This is a genomic window from Zymobacter sp. IVIA_12111.31 C1 (assembly GCF_047495495.1).
Lineage (GTDB): Bacteria > Pseudomonadota > Gammaproteobacteria > Pseudomonadales > Halomonadaceae > Zymobacter.
In genome coordinates this window covers 989749-1015344 of sequence record NZ_CP179930.1, presented here as the reverse complement: position 1 = coordinate 1015344, position 25596 = coordinate 989749, and the positions used below count along the sequence as shown (strand labels likewise).

19 protein-coding genes and 1 pseudogene are annotated in these 25596 nt (G+C 57.4%); 9 read left to right on the top strand and 11 right to left on the bottom strand.

From position 1 onward, the window contains the following. The first annotated feature begins 118 nt into the window (after nt 1-118). On the top strand, nt 119-853 hold the full coding sequence (locus ACMHYW_RS04525; RefSeq protein WP_414501078.1) for an RNA methyltransferase: 735 nt from the start codon (nt 119-121) through the stop codon (nt 851-853). Between the two features lie 62 nt (nt 854-915). On the opposite strand, the gene ACMHYW_RS04520 is transcribed toward ACMHYW_RS04525, so the two are convergent. From ACMHYW_RS04520 to gyrA, 8 genes and pseudogenes are all read right to left on the bottom strand, one after another. Further along, nucleotides 916-1497 carry a TetR/AcrR family transcriptional regulator gene (locus tag ACMHYW_RS04520; RefSeq protein ID WP_414501077.1) on the bottom strand — a complete coding sequence of 194 codons (582 nt, stop codon included), beginning with the start codon at nt 1495-1497 and terminating at the stop codon, nt 916-918. Between the two features lie 134 nt (nt 1498-1631). Beyond that, the gene (gene brnQ, locus ACMHYW_RS04515) at nt 1632-3014 is read right to left on the bottom strand and encodes a branched-chain amino acid transport system II carrier protein (RefSeq protein ID WP_414501076.1); all 1383 of its coding nucleotides are present in this window, start codon (nt 3012-3014) and stop codon (nt 1632-1634) included. Nucleotides 3015-4059: 1045 nt separating this feature from the next. Further along, complete coding sequence (rpsA, locus tag ACMHYW_RS04510) at nt 4060-5736, bottom strand: 30S ribosomal protein S1 (RefSeq protein WP_414501075.1); 1677 nt, start codon at nt 5734-5736, stop codon at nt 4060-4062. Nucleotides 5737-5969: 233 nt separating this feature from the next. Further along, the gene (gene cmk, locus ACMHYW_RS04505; RefSeq protein ID WP_414501074.1) at nt 5970-6650 is read right to left on the bottom strand and encodes a (d)CMP kinase; all 681 of its coding nucleotides are present in this window, start codon (nt 6648-6650) and stop codon (nt 5970-5972) included. Continuing rightward, a pseudogene (locus tag ACMHYW_RS04500) lies at nt 6647-8832 on the bottom strand (bifunctional prephenate dehydrogenase/3-phosphoshikimate 1-carboxyvinyltransferase). Before ACMHYW_RS04500 ends, cmk begins: the two are co-directional and overlap by 4 nt. 155 nt (nt 8833-8987) lie before the next feature. Continuing rightward, complete coding sequence (gene pheA / locus ACMHYW_RS04495) at nt 8988-10100, bottom strand: prephenate dehydratase (RefSeq protein WP_414501073.1); 1113 nt, start codon at nt 10098-10100, stop codon at nt 8988-8990. Between the two features lie 25 nt (nt 10101-10125). Beyond that, on the bottom strand, nt 10126-11217 hold the full coding sequence (serC, locus tag ACMHYW_RS04490) for a 3-phosphoserine/phosphohydroxythreonine transaminase (protein WP_414501072.1): 1092 nt from the start codon (nt 11215-11217) through the stop codon (nt 10126-10128). 37 nt (nt 11218-11254) lie between these two features. Further along, entirely contained in the window at nt 11255-13960 is a 2706-nt protein-coding gene (gene gyrA, locus ACMHYW_RS04485; RefSeq protein WP_414501071.1) for a DNA gyrase subunit A, read from the bottom strand. Nucleotides 13961-14239: 279 nt separating this feature from the next. Between gyrA and ACMHYW_RS04480 the strand changes: the two genes are divergently transcribed. Both ACMHYW_RS04480 and ACMHYW_RS04475 read left to right on the top strand, forming a co-directional pair. Then, nucleotides 14240-15166: a recombination-associated protein RdgC gene (locus ACMHYW_RS04480; protein WP_414501070.1), complete on the top strand. Its 927-nt coding sequence runs from the start codon at nt 14240-14242 to the stop codon at nt 15164-15166. A gap of 100 nt (nt 15167-15266) precedes the next feature. Beyond that, nucleotides 15267-16430: a 1-acyl-sn-glycerol-3-phosphate acyltransferase gene (locus tag ACMHYW_RS04475; RefSeq protein ID WP_414501069.1), complete on the top strand. Its 1164-nt coding sequence runs from the start codon at nt 15267-15269 to the stop codon at nt 16428-16430. 201 nt (nt 16431-16631) lie between these two features. Here the strand turns inward: ACMHYW_RS04475 and ACMHYW_RS04470 are convergent, their stop codons facing one another. After that, complete coding sequence (locus tag ACMHYW_RS04470; protein WP_414501067.1) at nt 16632-18134, bottom strand: TrkH family potassium uptake protein; 1503 nt, start codon at nt 18132-18134, stop codon at nt 16632-16634. Between the two features lie 238 nt (nt 18135-18372). Here ACMHYW_RS04470 and ACMHYW_RS04465 point away from each other — a divergent pair, with 238 nt between their 5' ends. Further along, nucleotides 18373-19560: a cation diffusion facilitator family transporter gene (locus tag ACMHYW_RS04465; protein ID WP_414501066.1), complete on the top strand. Its 1188-nt coding sequence runs from the start codon at nt 18373-18375 to the stop codon at nt 19558-19560. Here ACMHYW_RS04465 and ACMHYW_RS04460 read toward each other — a convergent pair. Continuing rightward, the gene (locus ACMHYW_RS04460) at nt 19548-20036 is read right to left on the bottom strand and encodes a pilin (protein WP_414501065.1); all 489 of its coding nucleotides are present in this window, start codon (nt 20034-20036) and stop codon (nt 19548-19550) included. The genes ACMHYW_RS04465 and ACMHYW_RS04460 overlap by 13 nt on opposite strands. Before the next feature lie 158 nt (nt 20037-20194). Between ACMHYW_RS04460 and ACMHYW_RS04455 the strand changes: the two genes are divergently transcribed. The 5 genes from ACMHYW_RS04455 (at nt 20195) to yacG (ending at nt 24533) form a co-directional block, all read left to right on the top strand. Beyond that, a complete protein-coding gene (locus ACMHYW_RS04455; protein WP_414501064.1) occupies nt 20195-21682 on the top strand; it encodes a GspE/PulE family protein in 1488 nt (495 codons plus the stop codon). After that, the gene (locus ACMHYW_RS04450) at nt 21669-22865 is read left to right on the top strand and encodes a type II secretion system F family protein (protein WP_414501063.1); all 1197 of its coding nucleotides are present in this window, start codon (nt 21669-21671) and stop codon (nt 22863-22865) included. The genes ACMHYW_RS04455 and ACMHYW_RS04450 overlap by 14 nt, the downstream gene beginning before the upstream one ends. Next, nucleotides 22862-23488 (top strand): prepilin peptidase, encoded by a 627-nt coding sequence (locus ACMHYW_RS04445; protein ID WP_414501062.1) that lies wholly within the window; start codon nt 22862-22864, stop codon nt 23486-23488. The genes ACMHYW_RS04450 and ACMHYW_RS04445 overlap by 4 nt, the downstream gene beginning before the upstream one ends. 48 nt (nt 23489-23536) lie before the next feature. Continuing rightward, a complete protein-coding gene (gene coaE / locus ACMHYW_RS04440; RefSeq protein WP_414501061.1) occupies nt 23537-24145 on the top strand; it encodes a dephospho-CoA kinase in 609 nt (202 codons plus the stop codon). A gap of 157 nt (nt 24146-24302) precedes the next feature. Further along, nucleotides 24303-24533, top strand: coding sequence for a DNA gyrase inhibitor YacG (gene yacG / locus ACMHYW_RS04435; RefSeq protein WP_027705341.1), 231 nt, complete (start codon nt 24303-24305; stop codon nt 24531-24533). 43 nt (nt 24534-24576) lie between these two features. Here the strand turns inward: yacG and ACMHYW_RS04430 are convergent, their stop codons facing one another. Beyond that, on the bottom strand, nt 24577-25560 hold the full coding sequence (locus ACMHYW_RS04430) for a Nudix family hydrolase (protein WP_027705340.1): 984 nt from the start codon (nt 25558-25560) through the stop codon (nt 24577-24579). Nucleotides 25561-25596: the final 36 nt, after the last annotated feature.

Sequence of the window (25596 nt, the reverse complement as noted above, 5' to 3'; positions counted from 1 at the left end):
ACGAAGCCCTCGTACCCCAAGGTACGGGGGCTTTTTCATTACCATTGCGCGCCAGCCCTGTATACTAACGCTCCCTGTACACTAAGCAGCCACGCCACTCCCATCAGCGGTTACTTTCATGCTCGACAATATTCGCATCATCTTGGTTCAGACCTATCATCCCGGCAACATTGGAGCGACGGCTCGCGCCATGAAGACCATGGGACTTTCGGATCTTCATCTCATTGTGCCCCGCTGCTTCCCTGATGAAGAAGCCACTCGCATGGCAACAGGTGCCAGCGACATACTTGATCGAGCGATCGTGCACGCCACACTGGAAGATGCCGTTGCTGACTGCGTATGCGTTATTGGTGCCAGCGCCCGCCTGCGCAACATGCCACTGCCGCACTTCGATGAAGGTGACGACATGGCGAAGGAAGCCGTGGCTCGCGCTCACCACGGCAAGGTTGCTCTTGTGTTTGGCCGCGAGCGTTTCGGCCTGACCAACGAAGAGCTTCAACACTGCACACACCAGCTCTCGCTGTCAACCAACCCCGAACATCCAGTACTCAACGTGTCACAGGCTGTCCAGCTGTGCACATACGAACTGCGCAATGCTGCACGCCGTGCCGCACCGGATCATTTTCCGACGCTCAGCCAAGCCCATGACAGCCACGATGAACCACGCCCACCGCGCGCTCAGTTCGACCACTTCTGCGCTCAGCTAGACGATGCGCTGCAGACCGCCGGCTTCTTCAACCAACCTCACGCTCACACCCAGGAAAAGCTGCGCAACATCTTCCAGCGCGCCGACCTATCGCAGCGAGAGCTATCAATGCTGATGGGCATGATCAAGGCCTTGTCCTCCCGCTGAAATGAAAAGCGGCGTCCAAAATGGACGCCGCTATGTCTGCCGTAAGAGGAAGAACACATCATTCAGAGGCGAATGGCCTGCATGATGAGGTCGAAGTGTGCACTGATGTATTCCTTGTCGAAGCGCCGCAAGCGCATCAGCATCTTGCAAAAGATCGGTGCATACAGCGCCTCCACTACGACATCCTTGTCGATATCCGGCCGGATCTCCTTTTGAGCGATAGCGCGATCCAACAGCCCATTCACTTTTTCACGCCGCCGATCCAGATATTCCGTTTCCAGAGATGTCAGTACATCCGGCTCGCTCTGACCTAGGGCGACGACTTCACACAGGATGCGCCCGGCATGCCCGTGATAGAGCGCCACAATCTTGATGAGCTGATCCCGGATGTCTTCACACGCCGACTCGGAGGGTGAAAACGAGACCTCGTCAGACACCCCCTCCATAAAGGCTTCCATGGCCAGCGCAGCCTTGCTTTTCCACCAACGATAGATCGTAGCTTTGCCCACGCCTGCACGCGCAGCCACCGCTTCGACAGCCAAACCACTAAACCCCTTTTCATCCAGTAATGCCAATGTGGCCTTCAATATAGCCTGTCGGGCTTTGTCGCTACGTTTACGCCCCGCTTTCGATAGTGACGTCATTAGTCCCTCTTTTTCATCAAGGCCTCTGCCAGATATGGCGACGGCCATACACAACAGAGGGAAGAATATCATTGTTCACATATGATAACGGGGCCATAAGGCCCCGTGGTGAATTAAATTTGACAAGATATTCTTTATCTTATGAAGTTATCCGTAGAAGCAGGCCTTACTGAGACATCGATGATGATCGATATCACAGCAACCACGGTAATAGGCAGCACCCATTCCAGCTGATGGTCGTATAGCGGCAAGTGCCCCAGACTCATCTTCAGCGCCTGAGGCATCTTGTCCAGACCTGTACCTACAAAGATAGATGCACTCCAATCAATAGCACGCAACGCCTGCGCAATACCGAATATCAGCGCTACGATCATGCTCGGGACGATCACAAGACGGCGGTTGTGCCAGAAACTGTTGCCAAGGCTCAGCAGCACTAAGACGACGCAGATGGGGCCAAGGCCGTACAGCAGCGGCTCGGAGAACTTAATGAGCTCTTTGAGGCCCAAGTTCGAGACGACCATCGAGAAGACAACCAGCAGCACCGTGATCATTTTCTCAGATTTGTTGAGCAATCGACCAAAGTACTCGCCACACGCACAGGTCAGCCCAACGGACGTGACCAAGCAGGCAATGATGATCAGGAACGCCAGAATGAAATTGCCAACGATACCGAATACGTTCTTTACGTATGCGCTCAGCACTTTGGCCCCAGTGTCGGCGCCCATCGCAATCTGCTGACTGTCAATGCCCAACCGGAATAGCATGATATAGATAACAGCCAACCCCAGCCCGGCCATCAGACCAGCCATAATGGCATAGCGCGTCACCAGCCCTTTGTCCGTTACGCCTCGCGACTGGATTGCACGCACGATGACGATGCCGAACACCAGCGCACCCAGCGTATCCATTGTCAGGTAACCGTTGCTGATACCCGAGCTAACGATACTGAAACGGCTATCATTGGCACTGATACTAACGCCAGAATGCACAAGATAGGCACTCATCACGAACGCGCTTCCACCCAAGAGCAAAATGGCGATGACCTTTACGGGTGCCAGCACCTTGCCCACCGTATCCAGCAGGCGTCCTGGGTAGAACGACACCACCATAGTGACAAGGAAATAACAGATCGAATAGATGGCGAGCGGCCAACGGCTTCCCAGCAGAGATTCGGACAAAAACGGCTGGACACCGATCTCATAGGAAACCGTGGCGGTACGTGGCGTCGCGAACAGCGGCCCGACCGCGAGATAGCAAACAACGGCAAACAGTACGCTACAGAACCGCCCGATAGGATGACTCAGCACCTGAATGGTGCCATTGACGCGCGCCAGCGCCACTATGGTTAGGACAGGCAAGCCAACTGCTGTCAGCAAGAAGCCACAGGCGAAATACCACGTATTGTCTCCCTGCTGCAAACCGAAAAGGGGCGGATAGATGATATTACCGGCTCCGAGAAACAGTGCTAGCGTCATAAACCCCAACGCTAATAAGTCTCGGCCGTTTAACTTTTTCATGGAGAATGAATCCTTGCACGTGCGGTACTTTGAGGTGTTCCAGATTGTACGACATGATAAGCGAACAGCAGATGATTGTAAAATATAGGCACCATAAGCATTTCGCTACCAACAAAAAAGGATTTACAGCACTAAAAACCTACATAAACGTCGTCTATGGTACATCCTTCTGGAATGCCCGGTGTGTTGGCATCAGGTTGCGCATATACCCTATAACCACGCATTTATCATGAAGCCATGGTCAAGAAAAAGCGCCATTTGATTTCCCCCTCCCGCCAACATGTTCCTAAAGGATACAACCACACTTATTCTGCCTCTTTCAAAAGCGAACATTGCAATCACTGCCACCCTCTCTTGAGTCGACACACTACCATGCAGCAGTCTGCATTAAGGTATTGCAATCATGAGAACGTGGAGCGTGGAGCGTGGAGCGTGGAGCGTGGAGCGTGGAGCGTGGAGCGTGGAGCGTGGAGCGTGGAGCGTGGAGCGTGGAGCGTGGAGCGTGGAGCGTGGAGCGTGGAGCGTGGAGCGTGGAGCGTGGAGCGTGGAGCGTGGAGCGTGGAGCGTGGAGCGTGGAGCGTGGAGCGTGGAGCGTGGAGCGTGGAGCGTGGAGCGTGGAGCGTGGAGCGTGGAGCGTGGAGCGTGGAGCGTGGGCGTGGGCGTGGAGCGTGGGCGTGGGCGTGGAGCGTGGGCGTGGGCGTGGAGCGTGGGCGGCGCGTGGAGCGTGGAGCGTGGAGCGTGGAGCGTGGAGCGTGGAGCGTGGAGCGTGGAGCGTGGAGCGTGGAGCGTGGAGCGTGGAGCGTGGAGCGTGGAGCGTGGAGCGTGGAGCGTGGAGCGTGGAGCGTGGAGCGTGGAGCGTGGAGCGTGGAGCGTGGAGCGTGGAGCGTGGAGCGTGGAGCAGCATGATGTTGCCCGCAACTGCCGTCAACCACTTCCGATACATTTCCTTGCTCAACCTCTTGCTATAAAAGACAAGACCTCAAACGAAATTGCCCGGGCGCAAGGCCCGGGCAATTCACATCGGTCTCACTCAGAGCTGATCAGATCAGTCCTGGTTGAGCTGCTGCTTGATCAGATCACCGATGGTGGTCGGACCTGCAACTTCCGGTTCTTCTTCGCGCAGCGTGTTCATCGCTTTACGAGTTTCAGCCTGGTCTTTCGCACGGATAGACAGGTTGATGGTACGCGTTTTGCGATCAACGTTGACGATGCGTGCTTCAACAGCGTCGCCTTCTTTCAGTTCAGTAGTCGCATCTTCGATGCGCTCTTCGCTGATTTCGCTTGCTTTCAGGATAGCGACGACGTCAGTAGCCAGTTCGACCAGTGCCTGTTTCGGCTCAACTTCAACAACGCGACCGGAAACGATAGCGCCTTTGTCGTTGACGGCCAGGAACTCAGCAACCGGGTCGCTCTCGAGCTGTTTGATGCCGAGAGAGATACGTTCGCGTTCCGGATCGATAGACAGGATGACGGCTTCAGCTTCGTCACCTTTACGGTATTTGCGAACCGCTTCTTCACCAGCTTCAGACCAAGAGATGTCAGACAGGTGAACCAGACCGTCGATGCCGCCTTTCAGACCGATGAAGATACCGAAGTCAGTGATGGACTTGATGGTACCGGAAACGCGGTCGCCTTTGTTGTAGGTAGAGTTGAACTCTTCCCACGGGTTCTGAGTGCACTGTTTGATACCCAGAGAGATACGACGACGTTCTTCGTCGATATCCAGAACCATAACTTCGACGTCATCACCAACGTTGACGACTTTGGACGGATGGATGTTTTTGTTGGTCCAATCCATTTCGGATACGTGAACCAGACCTTCAACACCTTCTTCCAGCTCTGCGAAGCAGCCATAGTCGGTCAGATTAGTGACGCGTGCTTTGACCTTGGTGTTTTCCGGGTAACGCGCTTTGATGTTGACCCACGGATCTTCACCCAGCTGTTTCAGACCCAGAGAAACGCGGTTGCGTTCGCGGTCGAATTTCAGCACTTTCACGTTGATTTCGTCGCCTACTGCAACGATTTCAGACGGATGCTTGATGCGTTTCCATGCCATGTCCGTGATGTGCAGCAGGCCGTCAACGCCGCCCAGATCAACGAATGCACCGTAATCTGTGAGGTTTTTGACGATACCTTTGATCTGCTGACCTTCCTGCAGGGTCGCCAGCAGAGCTTCACGTTCAGCGCTGTTTTCAGCTTCGAGAACGGCACGACGGGAAACAACAACGTTGTTGCGTTTCGGATCGAGCTTGATGACTTTGAAGTCCAGCTCTTTGTTTTCGAGGTGAGTCGTGTCACGTACCGGACGGACGTCAACCAGAGAACCCGGCAGGAACGCACGGATAGAGTTAACGTCTACGGTGAAGCCGCCTTTGACTTTACCGTTGATCACGCCTTTGACGATCTGGTCGTCTTCGAATGCAGCTTCCAGCTCTTTCCAAGCTTCAGCGCGTTTTGCTTTTTCGCGTGACAGGCGAGTTTCACCGAAGCCGTCTTCGACTGCTTCCAGTGCAACGCTAACAGTGTCGCCCACTTTAACGTTCAGTTGGCCGCTTTCGTCCTTGAACTGGGACGCCGGGATCTGACCTTCAGATTTCAGACCCGCGTTAACGGTGATCCAATCGCCTTCGATGTCAACGATTGTAGCCTCGACGATTGCGCCCGGCTCCATGTTGATGTCATTCAGAGACTGTTCAAACAGTTCAGCAAAGCTTTCGCTCATGATATTCCTACGTGATCAACGTGATGACGGTCAAAGACCGTTTTTCTCCACACCACCGACTAGCGTGGGCCTATTCTACGCACTCTGGAGACGTTACCGCCGGTTTGGAAACGGTTCGCATCGTTGGAATGAATGATGACGTACCGCTTCGTTGACGTACTCCCAGAGCATCCGGATATGGCGTCTGGCCACCGTGCGCACAGCGACCATCGTCGTGAATCGAACCGCTAAACTCAAGCCTTCAACCGCTCATCCAGCAGAGCTTCGATGCGAGCGACGACGTCCGGTATACTCAGTTCGGTCGTATCCAGCACGATGGCATCGTCTGCAGGTTTCAGAGGTGAAACACTGCGATTCTGATCGCGCTCGTCACGAACCTGAATATCTCTTAAAAGACTCCCAAAATTAGCAGAAATACCCGCTAACTGCAACTGCTTCATACGCCGCCGAGCACGCTCCTCGGCCGAAGCCGTTAGGAATATCTTCAGCACTGCGGCAGGAAAAACGGTCGTTCCCATGTCGCGGCCGTCCGCGATCAGGCCCGGGGCAATAGCGAAATCGCGCTGACGTTGCAGGAGCGCATCGCGCACTGCAGGAATGCTGGCTACCACCGAAGCAGCATTGCCAATGGCTTCTTGACGAATAGCATGTGAGACGTCTTCGCCTTCCAGCATCACCTTCACCGAGGCATCAGCCTCCGTTAGGAAGCAAACATCCAGTGTTTCCGCGATATGCGCTACGGCGGCTTCATCTGCGGCATCGACACCGTGGTTGTGTGCGGCCAGCGCCGTCAGGCGATACAGCGCGCCAGAATCCAGCAGGTGCCAACGATGGTTGGCCGCCAACATGCTGGAAATCGTACCTTTCCCTGCGCCGCCCGGGCCATCCAGTGTGACTACTGGCACCTCACTCATGCCGTTTCCTCGATCACATCCAGACGCATGCCAACGGTATCGGCCAGCGTTTTGAAGTTCGGGAAGGACGTCGCCACGTTGGCGCAGTCCAGAATGTCGATATCACCCTCGGCACACAGTGCCGCAACGGCAAAGGCCATAGCAATGCGGTGGTCGCCGTGACTGTCGATACGACCGCCATGGTAAGTGCCACCGACAACATCGATACCGTCATCATAGACGGTGTGCTCAACGCCGATGGCCGCTAGGCCGTCAGCCATTGCTTGGATGCGGTCGGATTCCTTGACGCGCAGCTCTGCGGCATTGCGCAGGCGGGTTGTGCCCTCAGCATTGGCGGCAGCGATGAATAACACTGGGAATTCATCAATGGCCAGCGGCACCTGCTCATCGTCAATGTCGATGCCTGTCAACGGCGCGTAGCGAACATGGATGTCGGCAACCGGCTCGCCTCCCACTTCGCGCTCGTTGGACAAGGTGAGGTCTGCCCCCATGGCCTTAAGGATATTGATGACGCCGACACGCGTGGGGTTGATCCCAACATGCTCAAGCACCAGATCAGCCCCCGGCGTGATGGACGCAGCAACGAGGAAGAAAGCAGCCGAAGAGATATCTGCCGGTACGTCAATCGCACCCGCTGTCAGACGCCCGCCCCCTTGGATGATGGCCGTCGCCCCTTCGCGACGCACTTCATAACCGAAACCATTGAGCATGCGCTCAGTATGATCTCGCGTCGGTGCCGGCTCCGTCACACGCGTTTCGCCTTCGGCATACATGCCCGCCAATAGCAGGCAGGATTTCACCTGAGCACTGGCCATTGGCATGTCATAGGTGATGCCCTTGAGCGGCTGACCGCCGTGAATATGCAGCGGCGGGCGCCCTTTGTCGGCTGTATCGATGCATGCCCCCATCAGACGCAACGGATCCGCAACACGGTTCATTGGTCGCTTCGACAGAGAAGCATCACCTGTCAGCGTGCTGTCGAACGCCTGCCCTGCCATCAAGCCGGAGAAAAGACGCATCCCCGTACCGGCATTTCCCAGATACAGATCGCCCTGCGGCGCTTTCAGACCGTGCATACCGACACCGTGAATGGTGACATGCCCGTTATCAGGCCCTTCAATCTGTACGCCCATGGCACGGAAGGCCTTGAGCGTAGCCAGACTATCTTCGCCTTCAAGGAAACCGTCCACTTCGGTAACACCTTCAGCCAGTGCGCCCAGCATAATGGAACGGTGCGACATGGATTTATCGCCCGGCACGCGGATGCGGCCACGGACACTGCCGCCCTGATGGGCAAGATAACGAACATTGTGCTGAGTCATGGTCTGCTCACTCATGAAGTAGTCTGGTTCAACAGGGTCTGAAAGTGGTGTCGCGCCTGACTGGCGCACTGAAAGATAGCGTGAAGGGATTCGGCATCACCCTCCTCTATGGCACGTCGTAAGCGCGCCAAGCCCGCCTCGAAGTCGTCCAAAGCGCCCAATACGGCATCGCGGTTGCCAAGGAAGATGTCACGCCACATCACTGGGTCGGACCCGGCGATACGGGTGAAGTCACGGAAGCCACCGGCGGCGTAGCGGAAGATATCAAGCCCTTCATCTTGACGCGCCAACGTATCGACCAGAGAAAAGGCTAGAAGATGGGGCAGATGGCTGGTTCGCGCCAGAATATCGTCGTGCCGCTCGACCGACATGGTGACCACCTCGGCTCCGGCGGCTTCCCACACGGCAGCGACGCGCTCGACATAGCGTTCGGCAGTTTGCGGTTCTGGTGTAAGGATCACCTTGTGCGCGACATAGCGCTCGGGATCGGCTGCCGCTACACCGGTATGTTCCGCCCCAGAAATGGGATGCCCCAGTACCAGCCACGGCGGCAGATAGCCCATGGAGGCCACGACGGCATCGCGGATGACGCTTTTGCTGCTCCCCACATCCGTCACGACGATGTCGCGGTCGGCGACATGAGGGGCTAGGCGCTCAATCAGCGGCCCGATCGCCATCACCGGCACGCACAGAACGATCATCGAAATGCCATCGAGCTGGGTCAAAGGATCGGTATCACCACTGTCGATCAGCCCCATCTGCTGCCCCAGCACCAGCTCTTCCTCACGCACATCGCTACCGCGAATGACGCCGGGATAGCCTTGCTGCTTCAATGCGGCGGCAAGCGAACCTCCGATCATTCCTACCCCAAGGATAAGGATGCCCGACTCTTGGGGCGTGGGCCTTTGCTTCACGTCGCCTATACCTGTTGCAATCTGCGTTCACGGCCGTCGCGGCACTGCAAACGATAAGAAATGGTGCAGCGACCCATAGAGCCGCTGCCTTCATCAAAGAATCAGATAACCGCTGAGGGCCAAGAACCCAAAACACGGATATCGATCATCGAGCCTTCGTATTCTTCCAAGGCCTGCGCCAGCGGGCCATCCTCACAATGCCCTTTCACTTCAACAAAGAAGACGTAATGCCACGGCTGGACACGCGAAGGGCGCGATTCGAGATGCGTGATGTCGATGCCGTGGCGGCTCAACGGCTCAAGCAAGCGTTCGAGCGCACCGGGCTGGTTATGCACGGACGCCAGCAGCAGGGTGCGGTCATCGCCGCTCGGCCCCACAGGCTCACGCCCGATAACCAGAAAATGCGTCACGTTGCTGGCCAGATCCTCGATATTGCGCACGAGAACATCGACATCGAAATAGTGGGTCGCGTGCGATCCTGCAATAGCAACACCGTTCTTGTCCTGCTCAGCCAGCCGTACGGCTTCAGCATTGGAGGATACGGCGATCAGCTCTGCCTGAGGATAGTGCACGGCAAGCCATCCGCGGCACTGTGCCAACGGCTGCGAATGGGAATAAATACGTTCGATCGGCTCATCGAGCGCCCCGCGACGCCCGATGAGGTTGTTGTGGATAGGCAGGAAGATTTCCCCGCACACCCGCACATTGGAGCTGACGAACATATCGAAGGTCTGGTTGATCGCACCTTCGGTGGAGTTCTCGACGGGGACGACCCCGTACGCAACCTGCCCCGCTTCGACCTGACGGAAGACATCGGGGATAGTGGCGACAGGAACGCCTTCGACGGCACCACCGAAGTGCTTCAGCGTCGCCTGCTGACTATAGGTGCCGTTAGGCCCCAGATAGGCCACACTGACAGGCTGCTCAAGCGCCAGACAGGAAGACATGATCTCACGGAACAGTCGAGCCATCTCTTCGTCGGACAGAGGACCTTCGTTGAGCGCCATGATGCGCCGCATGACCTGAGCTTCGCGCTCGGGACGATAGAAGACCGTATCGGGGTCTTCCGCCAGTTTGGCTTCGGCCACACGCTGAGCCAGCTGGGCACGTTCACTGATCAGCGACAGCAGTTCGCTGTCGACCGCATTGATGCGTTTGCGCAATGCATCGAGCGACAGCGCGTTCTGCTGATCAAGATCCTTCGATTCATTCATCGAGCGTACTTACCTTGTGATGCGGTTATCCGTGATCGCGTTCGAAGGCCTTCATGAAGTCCACCAGTGCATCGACGCCCGCCTCTGGCATGGCGTTGTACAGACTGGCGCGCATGCCACCGACGCTGCGATGCCCCTTCAGATTGAGAAGCCCTGCGGCTTTCGACTCGGCGAGGAAGCGTGCGTTGAGCGACTCGTCCGCCAGAATGAAAGGCACGTTGGTGATAGAGCGATGACGCAGTTCCACGGGGTTGGAATAGAAGTCGCTGTTATCAATGGCGGCATACAGCTTCGATGCCTTGCGCTGATTGATCTCGGCGATGGCCGGAATACCACCCTGACGTTTCATCCACTGGAAGACCAGACCGCACAGATACCACGCAAAAGTCGGCGGCGTATTGTACATGGAATCGGTCTTCACCATAGTGCGATAGTCAAGCATGGTGGGAATGCCTGCCTTTGGCTCACGTGCCAGCAGGTCATCGCGCACGATCACCAGCGTGATGCCAGCCGGCCCAATGTTCTTCTGGGCGCCGGCGTAGATCATGCCGAACTTCGACACGTCCATTTCACGTCCCATAATGGACGATGACATGTCACAGATAACCGGCACGTCCTGACCGCCGATGATGGCCTGCGGAATGTAGTCGAACTGCACGCCACCGATGGTTTCGTTATCGGTGTAGTGCAGGTAGGCCGCATCATCCGAGATCACCAGCTCGTCCTGCAGCGGTGCACGCGAATAGTTGCTGTCTTTGGTGGACGCAGCAACGTGCACGCCGGTCAGACGCTTGGCCTCGTCGATCGCCTTAGACGACCAGATACCGCTATCAATGATGTTGGGACGCCCTTGCGCTGCCAGATTGAGCGGCGCGCTGGCGAACTGTGTCGAGGCCCCCCCGGACAGGAACAGCACACGGTAGTTATCAGGAATGCCCATCAGCTCACGCAGATCGGCTTCTGCCTGCTCGGCCAACGCCATGAAATCAGGGCCGCGATGGCTGATTTCCATGACGGAAGCGCCCAGACCGTGAAAGTCCAGCAGTTCTTCCTGTGCCTGTTCCAGTACAGCCTCGGGCAATGTCGCCGGGCCCGGGCTGAAGTTGTAATGTCTCATCGGGAGCTCCTCGAACAACCATCATTGTTGTGGGGCATCAGGCTCCAGTCGTGTCGTCACCGTCAGCGGCCTGATTTTCATCAGCCTCACCGGAGGTCTGTTCGCCCTCTTCTTCTTCAATCATGGGCTCATCATCGGAAGGCTCGTCAAGGCGGACACTCGCCACCAGACGCTCACCTTCTCCAACACGGATCAGAGTGACACCCTGTGTGTTACGAGACGTGCACGACACTTCACTGACACGTGTACGCACCAGCGTACCGCGGTCGGTGATCAGCATCATCTCATCCTGATCGGCCACCTGGATGGCCGCTACCATCTCACCGTTGCGTTCGGAAGTCTGCATGGCGATCACGCCCTGGCCACCGCGTCCGCGCAGCGGGAATTCTTCGAGACGCGTACGTTTGCCGTAACCGTTTTCCGAAGCTGTCAGGATATAACACTGCTGAACATCGTTGTCAGCTGTTACCTCTTGATAATCTTCATTTTCCACTTCTGCACTAGCATCGATTTCAGTCGTGCACGGAATGATCAAACTGATGACGCGCGCGCCTTCTGCAAGACGCATGCCGCGGACACCGCGCGCCGTACGTCCCATTGAACGTACAACCTGCTCCTCGAAACGAATCGCCTTGCCGTTGGAGGACAGCAGCATGACATGGTCATTGCCGTTAGTGATGGCAGCACCGACCAGACGGTCGCCTTCTTCCAGCGCCAGCGCGATCAGACCACTGGAGCGCGGGCGTGAGAACTGTTCAAGCGACGTGCGTTTAACCGTACCGAACGCCGTCGCGAAGAAGATGTAACTGTCTTCGGCGTACTCGCGCACGGGCAGCAGTGCCGAGATGCACTCGTCGTCTTCCAGCGGCAGCAGATTGACCAACGGGCGACCACGCGAACCGCGGCTCGCCTGCGGCAGCTCGTAGCATTTGAGCCAGTACACTTTCCCGCGATCGGAGAACATCAGCAGCGTGTCGTGTGTCGAAGCCACGCGCAGGTGTTCGATGACGTCTTCATCCTTCATCGCGGTAGCGGACTTGCCTCGACCACCGCGACGCTGTGCCTGATAGTCGGACAGCGGCTGAGTCTTGGCATACCCAGTACGCGAGATCGTAACCACCATGTCTTCTTCGGCGATCAGGTCTTCGGTACGCAGGTCGCTACGGCTAGCCAGAATCTCGGTACGACGCTCGTCACCATACTGTTCACGCACGGTGCGCAGTTCGGTACGGATCACCTCCATCAGGCGGTCCGGATCTTCGAGAATTTCGGTCAGCTCGGCGATGCGTTCGAGGATGCCCTGATATTCTTCGAGCAATTTTTCAGTTTCGAGACCGGTCAGACGGTGCAGACGCAGTTCGAGGATGGCCTGAGCCTGAGCTTCGGTCAGACGATAGCCAGAGCGATCGGTCGCCAGACCAAACTCACCTTCAATATCGTCAGGGCGGCAGGAAGTGGCACCCGCACGGTCGAGCATTTCGAGCACTTGGCCCGGCTGCCATACGGTATCAACCAGCTTCTGCTTGGCTTCCTGAGAGGAGTTGGAGGCCTTGATAAGGGCAATGACCTCATCAATGTTAGAGATCGCGACCGTCAGACCTTCAAGAATATGCCCACGTTCGCGCGCACGGTTGAGTTCGTACAGCGTACGGCGCGTGACCACTTCACGACGGTGGCGCACGAAGGCATCCAGCACCTGACGCAGGTTGAGCGTCTTCGGCTGACCATTGTCCAGCGCCACCATGTTGATACCGAAGACCGTTTCCAGCTGCGTCTGTGCGAACAGGTTGTTGACGACGACATCACCGGATTCACCACGTTTGGTCTCGATCACGACGCGCAGACCATCCTTGTCGGACTCGTCGCGCAGTTCGGCGATACCCTCGATCTTGCGATCCTTGACCAGCTCGGCGATCTTCTCAATCAAGCGCGCCTTGTTCACCTGGTAAGGCAGCTCGGTCACGATGATGTGATCGCGACCGGTCTTGTCATCGTGCTCGACGGTGTGACGTGCACGCATGTAGATGCGTCCGCGACCGGTGCGGTAGGCGTCGAGGATACCGGCGCGACCATTAATGATACCGGCCGTCGGGAAATCGGGCCCCGGCAGGTATTCCATCAGCTGATCGACGGTCAGACTGTCGTCGTCGATCAGTGCCAGACAGGCATTGATAACTTCGGTCAGGTTATGCGGCGGGATATTGGTCGCCATCCCGACAGCAATACCTGCAGCACCGTTGACCAGCAGGTTGGGGATGCGCGTTGGCAGCACATCAGGAATGCGCTGCGTACCGTCATAGTTGTCGACCCAATCGACGGTATCCTTTTCGAGGTCGGCCAGCAGTTCGTGCGCGATGCGCGCCATGCGCACCTCGGTATAACGCATGGCCGCGGCGCTGTCGCCGTCGATAGAACCGAAGTTCCCCTGCCCGTCGACCAGCACGTAGCGCATCGAGAAGGACTGTGCCATGCGGACGATGGTGTCATAAACGGCCGAGTCGCCGTGCGGGTGATATTTACCGATAACGTCACCAACCACACGCGCGGACTTCAGATAAGCACGATTCCAATCGTTCTTCAGCTCATGCATGGCATACAGCACGCGCCGGTGAACCGGTTTGAGCCCGTCTCGTACATCGGGAAGTGCACGCCCGATGATGACGCTCATTGCGTAGTCGAGATACGACTGCTTCAGTTCGTCCTCGATGTTGACTGGCAGAACCTCTTTGGCGATCTCACCCATGAGTCGTTAAATCCTGAAGTTGACTTTCACATTAACCACATGTCCATGCATACAGCCAGACGACTGCAGGCGCAGCTGTGGTTTGGCGCATGGCACGCGCCTCATCATTGACGACCAGTGTACCATATAGAGATGTGTTGACGCGTCATCAGTACGTTTTAGCTACGATAGGCATGATCGACACGCGACACCTCGCGGCATTCACACACCCTCACCAGGAAGTGGCGTGGTGATAAGGACTTCCGACATAATGCCCACTTCCGATTAGGACGAGAGACCATGTGGTTTAAGCACCTTCATCTGTATCGCGTACACGATTTCGACATCCTTCCGCTTGAGCAGCTGAGCGACGCTCTGGCAGCCCATCGCTTCCAACCCGTCGGCCCGCATGAAGCGCGTCGTCACGGCTGGAGCGCACCGGCAGGCCGCAACAGTGACCTGCTGGTTCACGAGGTGCAGGGACACCGTCTGATCCGCCTGGCCGAACAGCAGCGTCTGCTGCCTTCCAGCGTCATCAAGGAAGAACTGGAAGAACGCTGCGCCGAGCTGGAAGCCAAGCAAGGCTTTCCGCCCCGACGCCGCGAACGTCAGGCACTCAAAGAAACCCTGATCGAAGAACTGCTGCCGCAGGCCTTTGCACGCACGACTGTGACCGAACTGTGGTGGGATACACGCAGCCGTCTGATCGGCATTAACTGTGCGTCAGCGAAACGTGCCGAAAGCGTGCTGGATGCCCTGCGCCAGACGCTGGGCTCGTTGAAGGTCACACCGCTGGCCGTACGCGAACCGATCGCCCGCACGATGACACACTGGCTGACCGACGCATCCTCACGCCCCGATTCACTGGTCATCGGCGACCAGATCGAACTGCGCGGCAACGATGATGGTATTATCCGGGCACGTGCGATGGATCTTGATGGCGATGAGATCCAGACGGCCATTGCCTCGGGACGCCAGGCCAGCCGCCTTGCCATTCAGATCGAAGGCGTACTGGGACTGACACTGCAGGAAGACCTCGTGCTCAAATCGCTGGCCTTCGACGATGCTCTGCTAGACGAAGCCAACGATGCCGACGATGATGGCGATCCCATCCTCCGTATCGACACCGACCTTGCCTTGATGGCAGGCGCACTGACGTCGGCCGTGCAGCAGCTCATCGGCTGGCTGGGCGGCGAACAGGACCCCGCCGTCGCCACGGCCGTATAGTATTGTTGTTAATGCGTGGTGGCAGTGACGTGCTGCCACCACGCTCGGTTATATCGGTGAGTTGCCGTTATTTATCATTCCTTCATCTATGAACGTCACCATGACCACTACTTCGACACCCGATCGCTTCGATTCGCTGCGCCCCTATCGAGACGATGAGGTCGTTGCCGTACTTGACCGACTGGCACATGACCACGAGTTTCTGAACCTTGTCGGGCGCTATCGACTGCCGCGCCTGATGAAGCACCTGCCGTGCCTCGCCCGCTTCCTGACTCGTCAAGGTCTGCAGAAGCGTATGAAAGGCACGCTGACAATCGCCGATTTTCAGCAGCATATCGCCGATTATATGAACGATATGATCGCCAAAACGGTCACGCGCTTCGAAACGGAAGGGGCCGCTCATCTGGACCCGGACAATGCCTATCTGTTCATCGGCAACCACCGCGACATTTCACTCGATCCGGCCTTTCTCAATTTGGCACTGCACCATTCGGGCCGCGACACCGTCAGGATCGCTATCGGCGACAATCTGCTGAAACGCCCCTTTGCCTCGGACCTGATGCGCCTCAACAAGAGCTTTATCGTGCCGCGCTCCTCCAGCGGCAAGCGTGAGATGCTGCAAGCATTTCGCCTGCTGTCCGATTACATCGCGCACTCACTGAAAGATGAAAAGCATTCCATCTGGATCGCTCAACGCCAGGGGCGCGCCAAGGATGGTATTGACCGCACCGAACCGGGCATTATCAAGATGATCTGCATGTCTCAGGGCAAGCAACCTCTGGGCGGCACCATCAAAGCACTCAATATCGTACCGGTGTCGATCAGCTACGAGTACGACCCTTGCGCACTGATGAAGGCCCGTGAACTGCAAGCACTCGAAACGGACGGCAGCTACGAAAAGCAGTCCATGGAAGACATGCAGTCCATCGCCGCTGGCATCACCGGGCAGAAAGGCCGCGTCAGCCTGCATTTCGGCACCCCGCTGTCCGTACGTCCTGACGGCTATCCGTTTGAAACGGCCGAAGAGGTTGCGGCGGAAATCGACCGTCAGGTACTAGAAGGCTATACGCTGTTTCCGCCCCACATGCTGGCACTGAAGATGCTCGGCGGTCATGATGAGCTGATCGATGAGACAGGCATCACCGAGGATGATCGTCAACGCTTTAACGCTGCTCTGGCCGAAGTACCTGAAGATCTGCGTCCTTGGTGGCTACAGCAGTATGCAAACCCGGTGCTGAACCGCGCAGGATTAATCGAAGAATAAGCCTCTTTTATGCCCGTAGCGCAACGGTGGATACAGTGCACAAACGAGAAAGGGCAGCCTGATTAGGCTGCCCTTTCTGTTTATTTATCATCAACGCTCTTTATCACGGACGACCATAAATGCGCGCAGGCAAACGCTCCCGATAGTACAAGCATCTCGCGCATAGCAAAGCGCACCCACCCTACACGGGCATATACGGCATCACTTGCGCCAGAACGCCGGCGTCAGCAGCACCATGACCGTCAAAATCTCAAGTCGTCCCATAATCATCGCCACACTGAGCAGCCACTTTGCCATATCAGGAAGATCACGGTAGTTGCCCGCGGGACCGACACGCCCCCCTACCGCCGGGCCCACATTGGCCAGCGAAGACACGGAGGTACTGATTGAGGTGAGCAAATCCACATCCATCATCGACATCAGAATCGACATCACCGCCACGGTCAGCGAGAAGAAGAAGGAAAACGCAATGACGGCACGCACGATATCGTCGGTCAGCAAGCGGCCATTGTAGCGCTGCACGAACACCCCATTGGCATGCACCAGATGGCGCAGGTGATTGCGCAACATCAGCCAACCGATCTGTACGCGGAAGATCTTGATCCCCCCCGTTGTCGACCCCGAACACCCTCCGATAAACAGCAGATAGAAGAAGACGTTGACGGCCAGCGCTCCCCACAGGGTGTAATCGGTGGAGGAATACCCTGTCGTCGTAATCACGGACACGACATTAAAGGCCGTTTCCGTCAACACCCGCCCAAAACCTGCGGTCGCCCCTTGATGCAGGCGATAGAGCGTCAGGCTCAGCGAGGTTAGTGTGACCAGCCAAAATAGGCCTCGCACCTGCTGATCGCGCCACAGTGGCTGCCAAGAACGACGCCCAAGCACTCGGATATACATCACGAACGGCAGCGCACTGGTCAGCATGAACACCATGGAAGCCCATAGGATAGCGGGGTGGTTCTGGTACACACCGAAAGAGTCATCGTAATTGGCGAAGCCACCGGTCGATACCGAACTCATGGCGTGCACGATGGCATCCAGCCAGGTCATGCCCAGCACCCGATAGGTGATGAACGCCACCAGCGTACTGCCGATATAGATGCTGGCAATGGCTTTGGCAGCGGTGCCCGCACGCGGTGCGACCTGATCCGACCATTCAGAAGACTCGGTATGGAACAGCCGCATGCCACCGACCTTGAGAAAGGGCAAGATGGCGATCGCCATCACGATGATCCCGATCCCTCCCATCCATTGCAGCAGTCCGCGCCACAGTTTGATGCCAACGGAAAGGTGCTCAATACCCACCAGCACGGTTCCCCCCGTACTGGTTACGCCCGACACGGCTTCGAAAACGGCATCCGCTACAGTCAGGCGCGGCTGCCCCAGAATCATCGGCAGGCTGGCAAAACCGGCGAACACTACCCAGCTCAGCACGGTCAGCAGGAACATCTGCCGCGGGCGCAGTTCCATGCGCGCATTGCGCGTCCAGAACAGCACTAGGCCTACGGTGCTCAGCGTGATGACCTCAGAGGTGGCAAACGCGCGCACATCGGGGTCCTGCTCGATGGCCAGCACGACCAGCGGGATCGCCATGACCAAAGCCAAAATGAACAGCAAGATTGCCAGAATGCGCAGCACCGGCATGAAGTCGATTAGATGCAAGAGCCGCATCGTTGCGAACGGTGATCGTGATGAGGGCATATTGCGTGGTCTCATTGCAAAGAAACCGGCCTTCAGGCCGCCTACACTCAGATAGGAAGATGACGGCTGTCGCTGCTCACTACAGCGTTCAGCACTGCGACAGTATGAACGGCTGCATAGCCTTATGCGAGCCTGACATAAAACAGCGGTTGTGCAGTCGTTTGATCCTCTGCACTATTCTGTACCGCACCCTATGCTAGAAGACATCCGATACTCGCACCCGGAAAAGCCCATAGCCATGACCTCTTCTCGAACGCAGCTTCAACAGGCCCAGCGCATCAATATTGTAACGGCCGTGGCCGATGGCTTACTCGGTCTGGTCAAGATCGGCGTGGGCAGCCTCACAGCCTCTGGCGCACTGGTTGCAGACGGTATTCACTCTCTGGCCGATCTGTTCACCGATCTCATGGTGATGGTGGCCATGCACTTCGGTCGACAAGCCCCAGACAAACAGCATCCTTATGGCCATGGCCGCATTGAAACCATGGCCAGCCTTGCCTTGGGTTTCCTGCTGATTGCCATCGCCGTCATCATCGGCTGGGATAGTCTGCAAGCTATGTTTGTTCCTCAGCATGGCGCCATTGGCTATGCAGCGCTGGGCGTCACCGTTCTGGCCCTGCTGGTCAAGGAAGCTATCTTCCACTGGACCCTTCGCACCGCACGCGAACAGCGCTCGCAACTGCTGGAAGCCAGCGCATGGCATTCTCGTAGCGATTCGCTTTCATCGCTTATCGTTCTGATAGGCTTAATCGGCAGTCTGTTCGGACTGCACTGGCTAGATCCGCTGGCCGCGCTATTGGTGTCCCTCCTTGTCGGTCGCATCGGTGCTGAAACACTCTGGCAGGCCAGTCGCGAGCTAATCGACACGACACTGTCCGACGATGAAATCGATTCGGTACGTAAGAGCGCCCTGACCGTCTCCGAACTGCGCGATATCCATGATCTGCGCGCCCGTCACGTCGGGGCGATGATCTGCCTCGATGTCCACCTACTGGTCGATGACGACCTGAGCGCTTCGGAAGCACATGAAATCGGCAATGCCGCCGTGGCCGCCATTCGACGTGACCATCCAACGATCCGCGACATTACTTTCCATGTAGATGTCGAAGATGACCACCTCAACAAGCATGCCGCACAGCATCTTCCCCTGCGTAAGGAGGTCAAGGCGGCGCTCGACAAGGCGTGGCAGGATCAGAGCTGGTGGCCTCATTGCCAAAAAATGAGCCTGCACTATCAGGCACATCGAGACCACCAGACTCGTCATATCGACCTCGATCTCTATCTACCCTGCAATGTAGTGTTCGACGATGCGACCCTGCAGCAGGCCTATTCGCTAACGGCCGATCTGCCATGGCGCGGCGAACTAAACATCTGGCATGCCGCCGTACCTTGCACGGAAAAGCACCTACCTGCTCACGAAGAGTGACAGTCGCTGGGCACTAGGCGGGAGGTGATACCTTCTGCTCGACACGCCCAGCCCCCCGTGCTCTTGCGTACCATATGCAGCACCGCCTCTTCGCTACCTTCACCTATCCCCGCTGCGCTATCGGCATTAAAGCGGTAGTGCAAGGAGGGCTGCTGCCCTTCCTGTGTAAGCGTGATATCACCGTAGGCGGCGCTCGACTCTTCCAAAGCATAGTGGGCCAGCCCACCGCCACTCATCATGAATTGTTCAACGTCCAGCTGCTGGCTACGCAGACTCCCCATTGCCGAGGTGATGTGCGCCTGCGCGGTATAGCGCTGATACGCCGGCACCGCAATGGACGCCAGAATACCGATGATGGCCATCACCACCATGACTTCCATTAGAGTAAAACCGCTCTGCGCCCACAGGCGCTCGCCGCTGGAGGCTTGGCGCTGCGCCAAGCGTGAATGAACCTCAGATTGTGCGAATACCGACATCGTAACTTCCTCTCGATAACTCTCAATAAGGAGTGGCTGACACTCCCTATGGCGGCAGTACCACTGGCACCTTGAGTCGGTAAAAAAATTTGCGGAGCGGGTCAATCTTTTTTCCCTTAGGCCGCCATCCTGTAAGCCAACCGCTACGGGAGTACGCCATGCCTTCATCCGCTCCAGCCCGCTTCGCACATCTACACGGTCTGCCATTTCTGTCGGAGTCCGAGCTGCCAACAAACTGGCCCGCCGTAACGCAACCACTCGAATACTGGCAGCGCCACGGCATCCTGCCTCTCAGCCATAGCGACGAAAAGATCGCCATTGCCGTAGCGTCGATCAGTGCCCTACGCGCACTGAACACTCTGGCCTTCGCTGCGGGCAGCCAAGTCGAAGCTTACTGGTGCGCCCCCGACACACTGTCGGAAGGACTAAGACAGCTGGCAGCACAGCTGCAAAATTCACCATCCCCTTCCGCCATGACGCCTGATAACGAACAGCAAGATCACGACACGCTGAAAACATTGCGTCAGTTGGTTCAGCAGGCGGCGTCCCAGGCCGCCTCTGATATCCATATTGACCCGGCTCCAGAAGGCCACGTACTGCGGCTGCGCATTGACGGACGTCTACATACGGTGGAGCACTGGCCTCGCCAACGCAGCGCGCGCCTGATCCGCCAGTTCAAGCTTCAGGCAGGCCTTGATATCGCACAGACGCGCCTACCCCAGGACGGTGCGCTCCATATGGCGCTAGAGAACGGGCGCAACGCTGACCTGCGTCTCAGCACGCTGCCAGCCCTGCACGGTGAAAAGGTGGTATTGCGCTTCATTCCTGCCGGTCAGTCGCTGCTGAAGCTGGCCGATATCGGCCTCTCCTCCTGCCATTATTCGCAGGTGGTCCACGCCCTCGGCCGACACGGCATGGTGCTGGTTACTGGTCCGACTGGCAGCGGCAAAACGTCGACGCTCTATCGCATGCTGATGGCACTGGAACACCGCCACCAGCTCAATCTGTGCAGCGTAGAGGACCCCGTGGAAGCACGTCTAGAAGGGCTAACCCAGATTCAGGTGCATTCGGCACAAGGTCTAGGCTTTGCCACCATCCTGCGGGCGCTGTTACGTCAAGACCCTGATGTACTGATGGTAGGTGAGATACGCGATGGCGAAACAGCGGGCATGGCCATCCGCGCCGCACAGACGGGGCACTTACTGCTATCCACGCTGCATACAGGATCAGCTACCGAAACCTTCAACCGCCTGCACGCATTGGGCATTCCCTTTCACGACATGGCGAGCGCCGTCACCCTAGTGGTATCGCAACGCCTTGTACGTCGACTGTGCCCATCCTGCCGTCAACCCGACATCGCGCCAGCACCCTTGCTGCAGCGGCACCCGTGCCTCAAAGAGACAGCGTTCTTCCGTGCTGGGGCCGGCTGCGATGCGTGTCGAGAAGGGTACCAAGGGCGAATGGCACTGTTCGAAGTCGTCCCGATGACGACCACTCTTCGCAATGCGCTGCTAACATCGACCCCTATCGCATCGGCGCAGGCGCTGCTAGCGACAACAAAGGATTCCACTCTGAGCGATGCCGCGCTGCGCTGTCTTGCAGCAGGACAAACAAGCCTTGACGAGGTGCTCAATGTACTCAGCTAGGCGGCCTCGTTATTGGCAATGGCAGGGAATTGATACAGAAGGACAGCGGCAGCGTGGTCTCATTGAGGCCGCGGATCGCCGACAGGCGCGAGACAACCTGCATCAGCAAAGCATCGCACCGATCATCATTCGACGCTTCATAACATTCGGCACACCCTGCTGTTCAAGCACAGCGCTAACCCAATGGATGAGACAGCTTCAGCAACTGTTAGCCGCAGATATCGGCCTACCCCAAGCGCTGCAGGTAATAGCGCAGATGTCATCCTCACCGGCTACACAACTGCTGACGCATCAGGTTCATCACACTCTGGCGCAGGGGGAGTCGCTGGCCAACGCGCTGAAGGCAACACCGCACGCCCATGTGCCGCCGATAGAGTTAACCCTGCTGGCGACCGCCGAACAGGAAAGCGTGTTGGACCACGGGCTACAGCAGCTGGTTGAGCGCAGACAGCGCCAGCATGACTGGCAGCAACGCTGCCGTCAGCAGATGCGCTATCCCTTAACGCTCATTGTCGCGGGACTGGGAACACTGACGCTGATGATGAAGATGGTCGTGCCTCGTTTCGCCCAGCTGTATCAGCAATCAGGCCATGCACTGCCCCTGCTGACCCGTGGTCTCATCACACTGACTCATGCGCTTACTTCTAGCGCATGGCCCTATGTGGTGCTGGTGGCGCTCGTAGTGGTCATCTGGCGCAGTCGTCACCACCCTTATATCGCGCGGATATCGGCTCATCTGCCCGTTATCGCGACGCTGCAGCGGCACAGACTGGGCATCGCACTGCTGGAACAGCTTCTGCTAATGCGCCAGACGCGTCGTCAGCCACCACTGCTTGCAATGCCCGCGTCGCAGCAGCCATTAGATGTCCTTACTCATCACCTTCAGCATGCGCTGGCTGCCGGAGCATCGCTCAGTCACGTTCTAAGCTCATGTCGTAGCGGCTCTCGGCCGTTGTTTGCTAAGGACGTCATCCATCTCCTTCGGATTGCCGAACACACAGGTCAGATGGACGACGTATTAGAACAAGCCAGTCAACTGATAGCGCAGCGCAGTGAGCACTATCGACAGACGTTGACCGCATGGCTGGAACCGATTCTGCTGTCCTGCTTGGGCCTTGTCATCGGCACGCTCATGCTGAGCCTGTACCTGCCCATTCTCGATATGAAAGATGTGATGATATGAGTCCAGAAACCGTGTTACTGCTTGACGTGGTGATGTCGGCCGCTATCAGCATAGTGATTGCATGGCCCTTTCGTCACCGATTGAAGCGTTCCTACGTGCTGATTGGTCTGCTGCTTGATGCCGGGCTGCGCTACGCGCTACTGAGCCTGAGCCACGGCTCGCCCACGGCATGGATGACGGTGCTGGCCTTCGCCGCGTTCAGTCGTCTGGCCTGGATAGACGCAAGCACGGGGCGACTGCCGGATGCACTCACCCTGCCTTTGCTGGCCGCAGGCGGGCTTCATGCCGTCCTAATCGGTTATCCCCACTGGTCAAACGCTTTGCTTGGGGCATGTGTGGGCTACCTCATTCTATTCGGCATAGACTGGAGCTGGTGGGCGCTACACAAGCGCCATGCCATTGGCGGCGGCGATATGAAGCTGTTGGCGGCACTGGGGGCATGGTCGGGTATCCACACTCTACTGCTACTGCTATCATGTGCGTGCCTTATGGCGGCCAGCGTTGGCCTTGCCACAGGGCGCCATCACCAGCGCGCAGCCACACTGCCTTTCGGCCCATTTCTGGTCATCGCTGCGCTACTTCAACAGCTACTGATGCGCCACTGGGCTCCGCCACTCATCTGACGTTGAGCACGCCGCGCTCGGCAGCTCAGCTTCAGCCTTGGATCTGTCATGCTCATCATCGGCCTGACGGGTGGTATTGCCTCCGGTAAAAGTACCATTACCCGTTTATTCAACGCCCATGGTATCGGCCACGTCGACGCCGATCAGGTAGCGCGTGACATCGTCGCGCCGGGTGAACCGGTACTGACCCAGCTGGTCGAACGCTATGGGCAGCACCTCTTACTGCCTGATGGCACGCTCAATCGCGCGGCGCTACGCACTGTCATTTTCGAAGACCCCGCAGAAAGGCGTTGGGTCGAAGCACTTATGCATCCGGCCATCCGGCAGCGCATGTTTGAGCAGGTAGCCCGTCAGCCTGAACCCTATACCCTACTTGTCGTTCCGCTACTGTTCGAAACCGGCTTGGATCAGCAAGTGGATCGCGTGCTGGTGATCGATATTCCCGAAGCGCTTCAGCGTACGCGCCTTAAGGCGCGCGACCACAGCAGCGATGCTCAGATAGAGGCCATCCTAAACGCGCAGCTGACCCGTACTGAACGCCTAGCACGGGCAGACGACGTGATCGACAATAGCCTAGCGCTCGGCGACCCCGCGCTAGCACAGCGTGTCGCTGAACTGGACCACCACTATCGACAGCTCGCCAAGCAGTCACGCTGATCGGCACTGCTTGAAAGCCAGCGCACTGCCCGCATCTCTTTACGATAAGGTCAGTGCGAAACGGTGCTCAGGGGTAGATGCTCTGGGCTTTTCAACCTTTCGCACTTGCCTATCGGCTTACTTTTTCACGATAGAATCTCACCACAAGAGGCTTCCCATGTCACAGGACAAACCGCTACAGGTGGCCTGCCCCACCTGTCACACCAAGGTCAACTGGTCGTCGGCCAACCCGGATCGTCCGTTCTGCTCTCACCGCTGCAAGCTGATTGACCTAGGCGCATGGGCCAGCGAATCGCATCGCATTCCAGGTGAACAAGCCATGGATGAAACGGCCATTGATGAGATGGTGCTGCAACTGGAACGCCAGAACGCACAAAGCACGCCCTAAAGCGTGCTTTGTAAGGTACTGCTGTGCTCTAAAAGACAACGCGTCAGCGAACGGTCCAGAAAAAGCCTTGTGATGCGATCCCCTGCGCCCCAACACCGCGCGCATGGTCGATATCGTCCATTTCCAGACCACCCATCGCATAGATAGGCAGGCGGCGAGGCGCCACCCATTCCTGCAGGTCATGCCAGCCCAGCGCCGTCTGATCACGGCACAGCTCGGTCGGACGGATCGGCGACAGCGTCGCGAAATCACAGTCCAGCTGCTCAGCCATAATCAGATCTTGCTCATTATGCACCGTGCTACCCAACCAGCGTGACGTTGCCACCGGGCGCTCTTTCAAGCCGTGCAGCTGATGCGACGTCAGGTAGAGACCACTGGCGTCCAGCGATTCGACCAAGTCGGCGACCGGTTTCACCTGCTCGTCACGGTTACCCAGCAGAATGCGAGCACCGTGTTTGCGTCCCAGTTCAACGGCGATTTCAGCGCGCTGCGCATAATCGTCCATTGCCAGCTCGGGCGCACGTACGCGTACCAGTTTCAGATGGTGCTCGGTCAGCGCTTCCTCAAGCGATTCAGCAAAAGCATCGTTGCTGGAAGCTTCCCCTGTCACCATCATGTAGGACGGCAGGATCGCCGCACGGATGATGGGCTGGTTGGCTTCAGGGAAGTTGTAGTGCCACAGATCGTCGACGTCGACCCAGCGCACCACCTGGCCTTCACGGCCAAAAGGTTCACCACTGAAATCATGCACGGCCCACACATCCAGCACGACAGTGTAATCGCCATAATCGTGAGGAACACGGATCAGCGGCTGAGCACGACGCACATGAATGCCTAGCTCCTCGAACAGTTCTCGTTTGAGCGCCTCGAAGCCTGTTTCATAAGGGCGACGCTTGCCCCCAGGAAACTCCCAGCGTCCACCTTGATCGACGAAAGAAGGGCGTCGAGATAGGAATACCTGACCATTCTGATTAAAAATGGCCGCCGCTGCGACATTGAGGTGGCGCTTGGACGTTGATTCCGACATGACGTGCGTGTACTCCACTGCGACAGCAATAAGTTA

Excerpts from the sequence above, each read along its gene's own strand:
- ACMHYW_RS04450 (WP_414501063.1), top strand. The coding sequence starts at position 21,669 with ATGTACTCAGCTAGGCGGCCTCGTTATTGGCAATGGCAGGGAATTGAT.
- gyrA (WP_414501071.1), bottom strand. The coding sequence starts at position 13,960 with ATGGGTGAGATCGCCAAAGAGGTTCTGCCAGTCAACATCGAGGACGAA.
- ACMHYW_RS04460 (WP_414501065.1), bottom strand. The coding sequence starts at position 20,036 with ATGTCGGTATTCGCACAATCTGAGGTTCATTCACGCTTGGCGCAGCGC.
- ACMHYW_RS04470 (WP_414501067.1), bottom strand. The coding sequence starts at position 18,134 with ATGCCCTCATCACGATCACCGTTCGCAACGATGCGGCTCTTGCATCTA.
- ACMHYW_RS04445 (WP_414501062.1), top strand. The coding sequence starts at position 22,862 with ATGAGTCCAGAAACCGTGTTACTGCTTGACGTGGTGATGTCGGCCGCT.
- yacG (WP_027705341.1), top strand. The coding sequence starts at position 24,303 with ATGTCACAGGACAAACCGCTACAGGTGGCCTGCCCCACCTGTCACACC.
- rpsA (WP_414501075.1), bottom strand. The coding sequence starts at position 5,736 with ATGAGCGAAAGCTTTGCTGAACTGTTTGAACAGTCTCTGAATGACATC.
- pheA (WP_414501073.1), bottom strand. The coding sequence starts at position 10,100 with ATGAATGAATCGAAGGATCTTGATCAGCAGAACGCGCTGTCGCTCGAT.
- ACMHYW_RS04525 (WP_414501078.1), top strand. The coding sequence starts at position 119 with ATGCTCGACAATATTCGCATCATCTTGGTTCAGACCTATCATCCCGGC.
- ACMHYW_RS04455 (WP_414501064.1), top strand. The coding sequence starts at position 20,195 with ATGCCTTCATCCGCTCCAGCCCGCTTCGCACATCTACACGGTCTGCCA.
- coaE (WP_414501061.1), top strand. The coding sequence starts at position 23,537 with ATGCTCATCATCGGCCTGACGGGTGGTATTGCCTCCGGTAAAAGTACC.
- cmk (WP_414501074.1), bottom strand. The coding sequence starts at position 6,650 with ATGAGTGAGGTGCCAGTAGTCACACTGGATGGCCCGGGCGGCGCAGGG.
- ACMHYW_RS04465 (WP_414501066.1), top strand. The coding sequence starts at position 18,373 with ATGACCTCTTCTCGAACGCAGCTTCAACAGGCCCAGCGCATCAATATT.
- serC (WP_414501072.1), bottom strand. The coding sequence starts at position 11,217 with ATGAGACATTACAACTTCAGCCCGGGCCCGGCGACATTGCCCGAGGCT.
- ACMHYW_RS04520 (WP_414501077.1), bottom strand. The coding sequence starts at position 1,497 with ATGACGTCACTATCGAAAGCGGGGCGTAAACGTAGCGACAAAGCCCGA.
- ACMHYW_RS04430 (WP_027705340.1), bottom strand. The coding sequence starts at position 25,560 with ATGTCGGAATCAACGTCCAAGCGCCACCTCAATGTCGCAGCGGCGGCC.
- ACMHYW_RS04475 (WP_414501069.1), top strand. The coding sequence starts at position 15,267 with ATGACCACTACTTCGACACCCGATCGCTTCGATTCGCTGCGCCCCTAT.
- ACMHYW_RS04480 (WP_414501070.1), top strand. The coding sequence starts at position 14,240 with ATGTGGTTTAAGCACCTTCATCTGTATCGCGTACACGATTTCGACATC.
- brnQ (WP_414501076.1), bottom strand. The coding sequence starts at position 3,014 with ATGAAAAAGTTAAACGGCCGAGACTTATTAGCGTTGGGGTTTATGACG.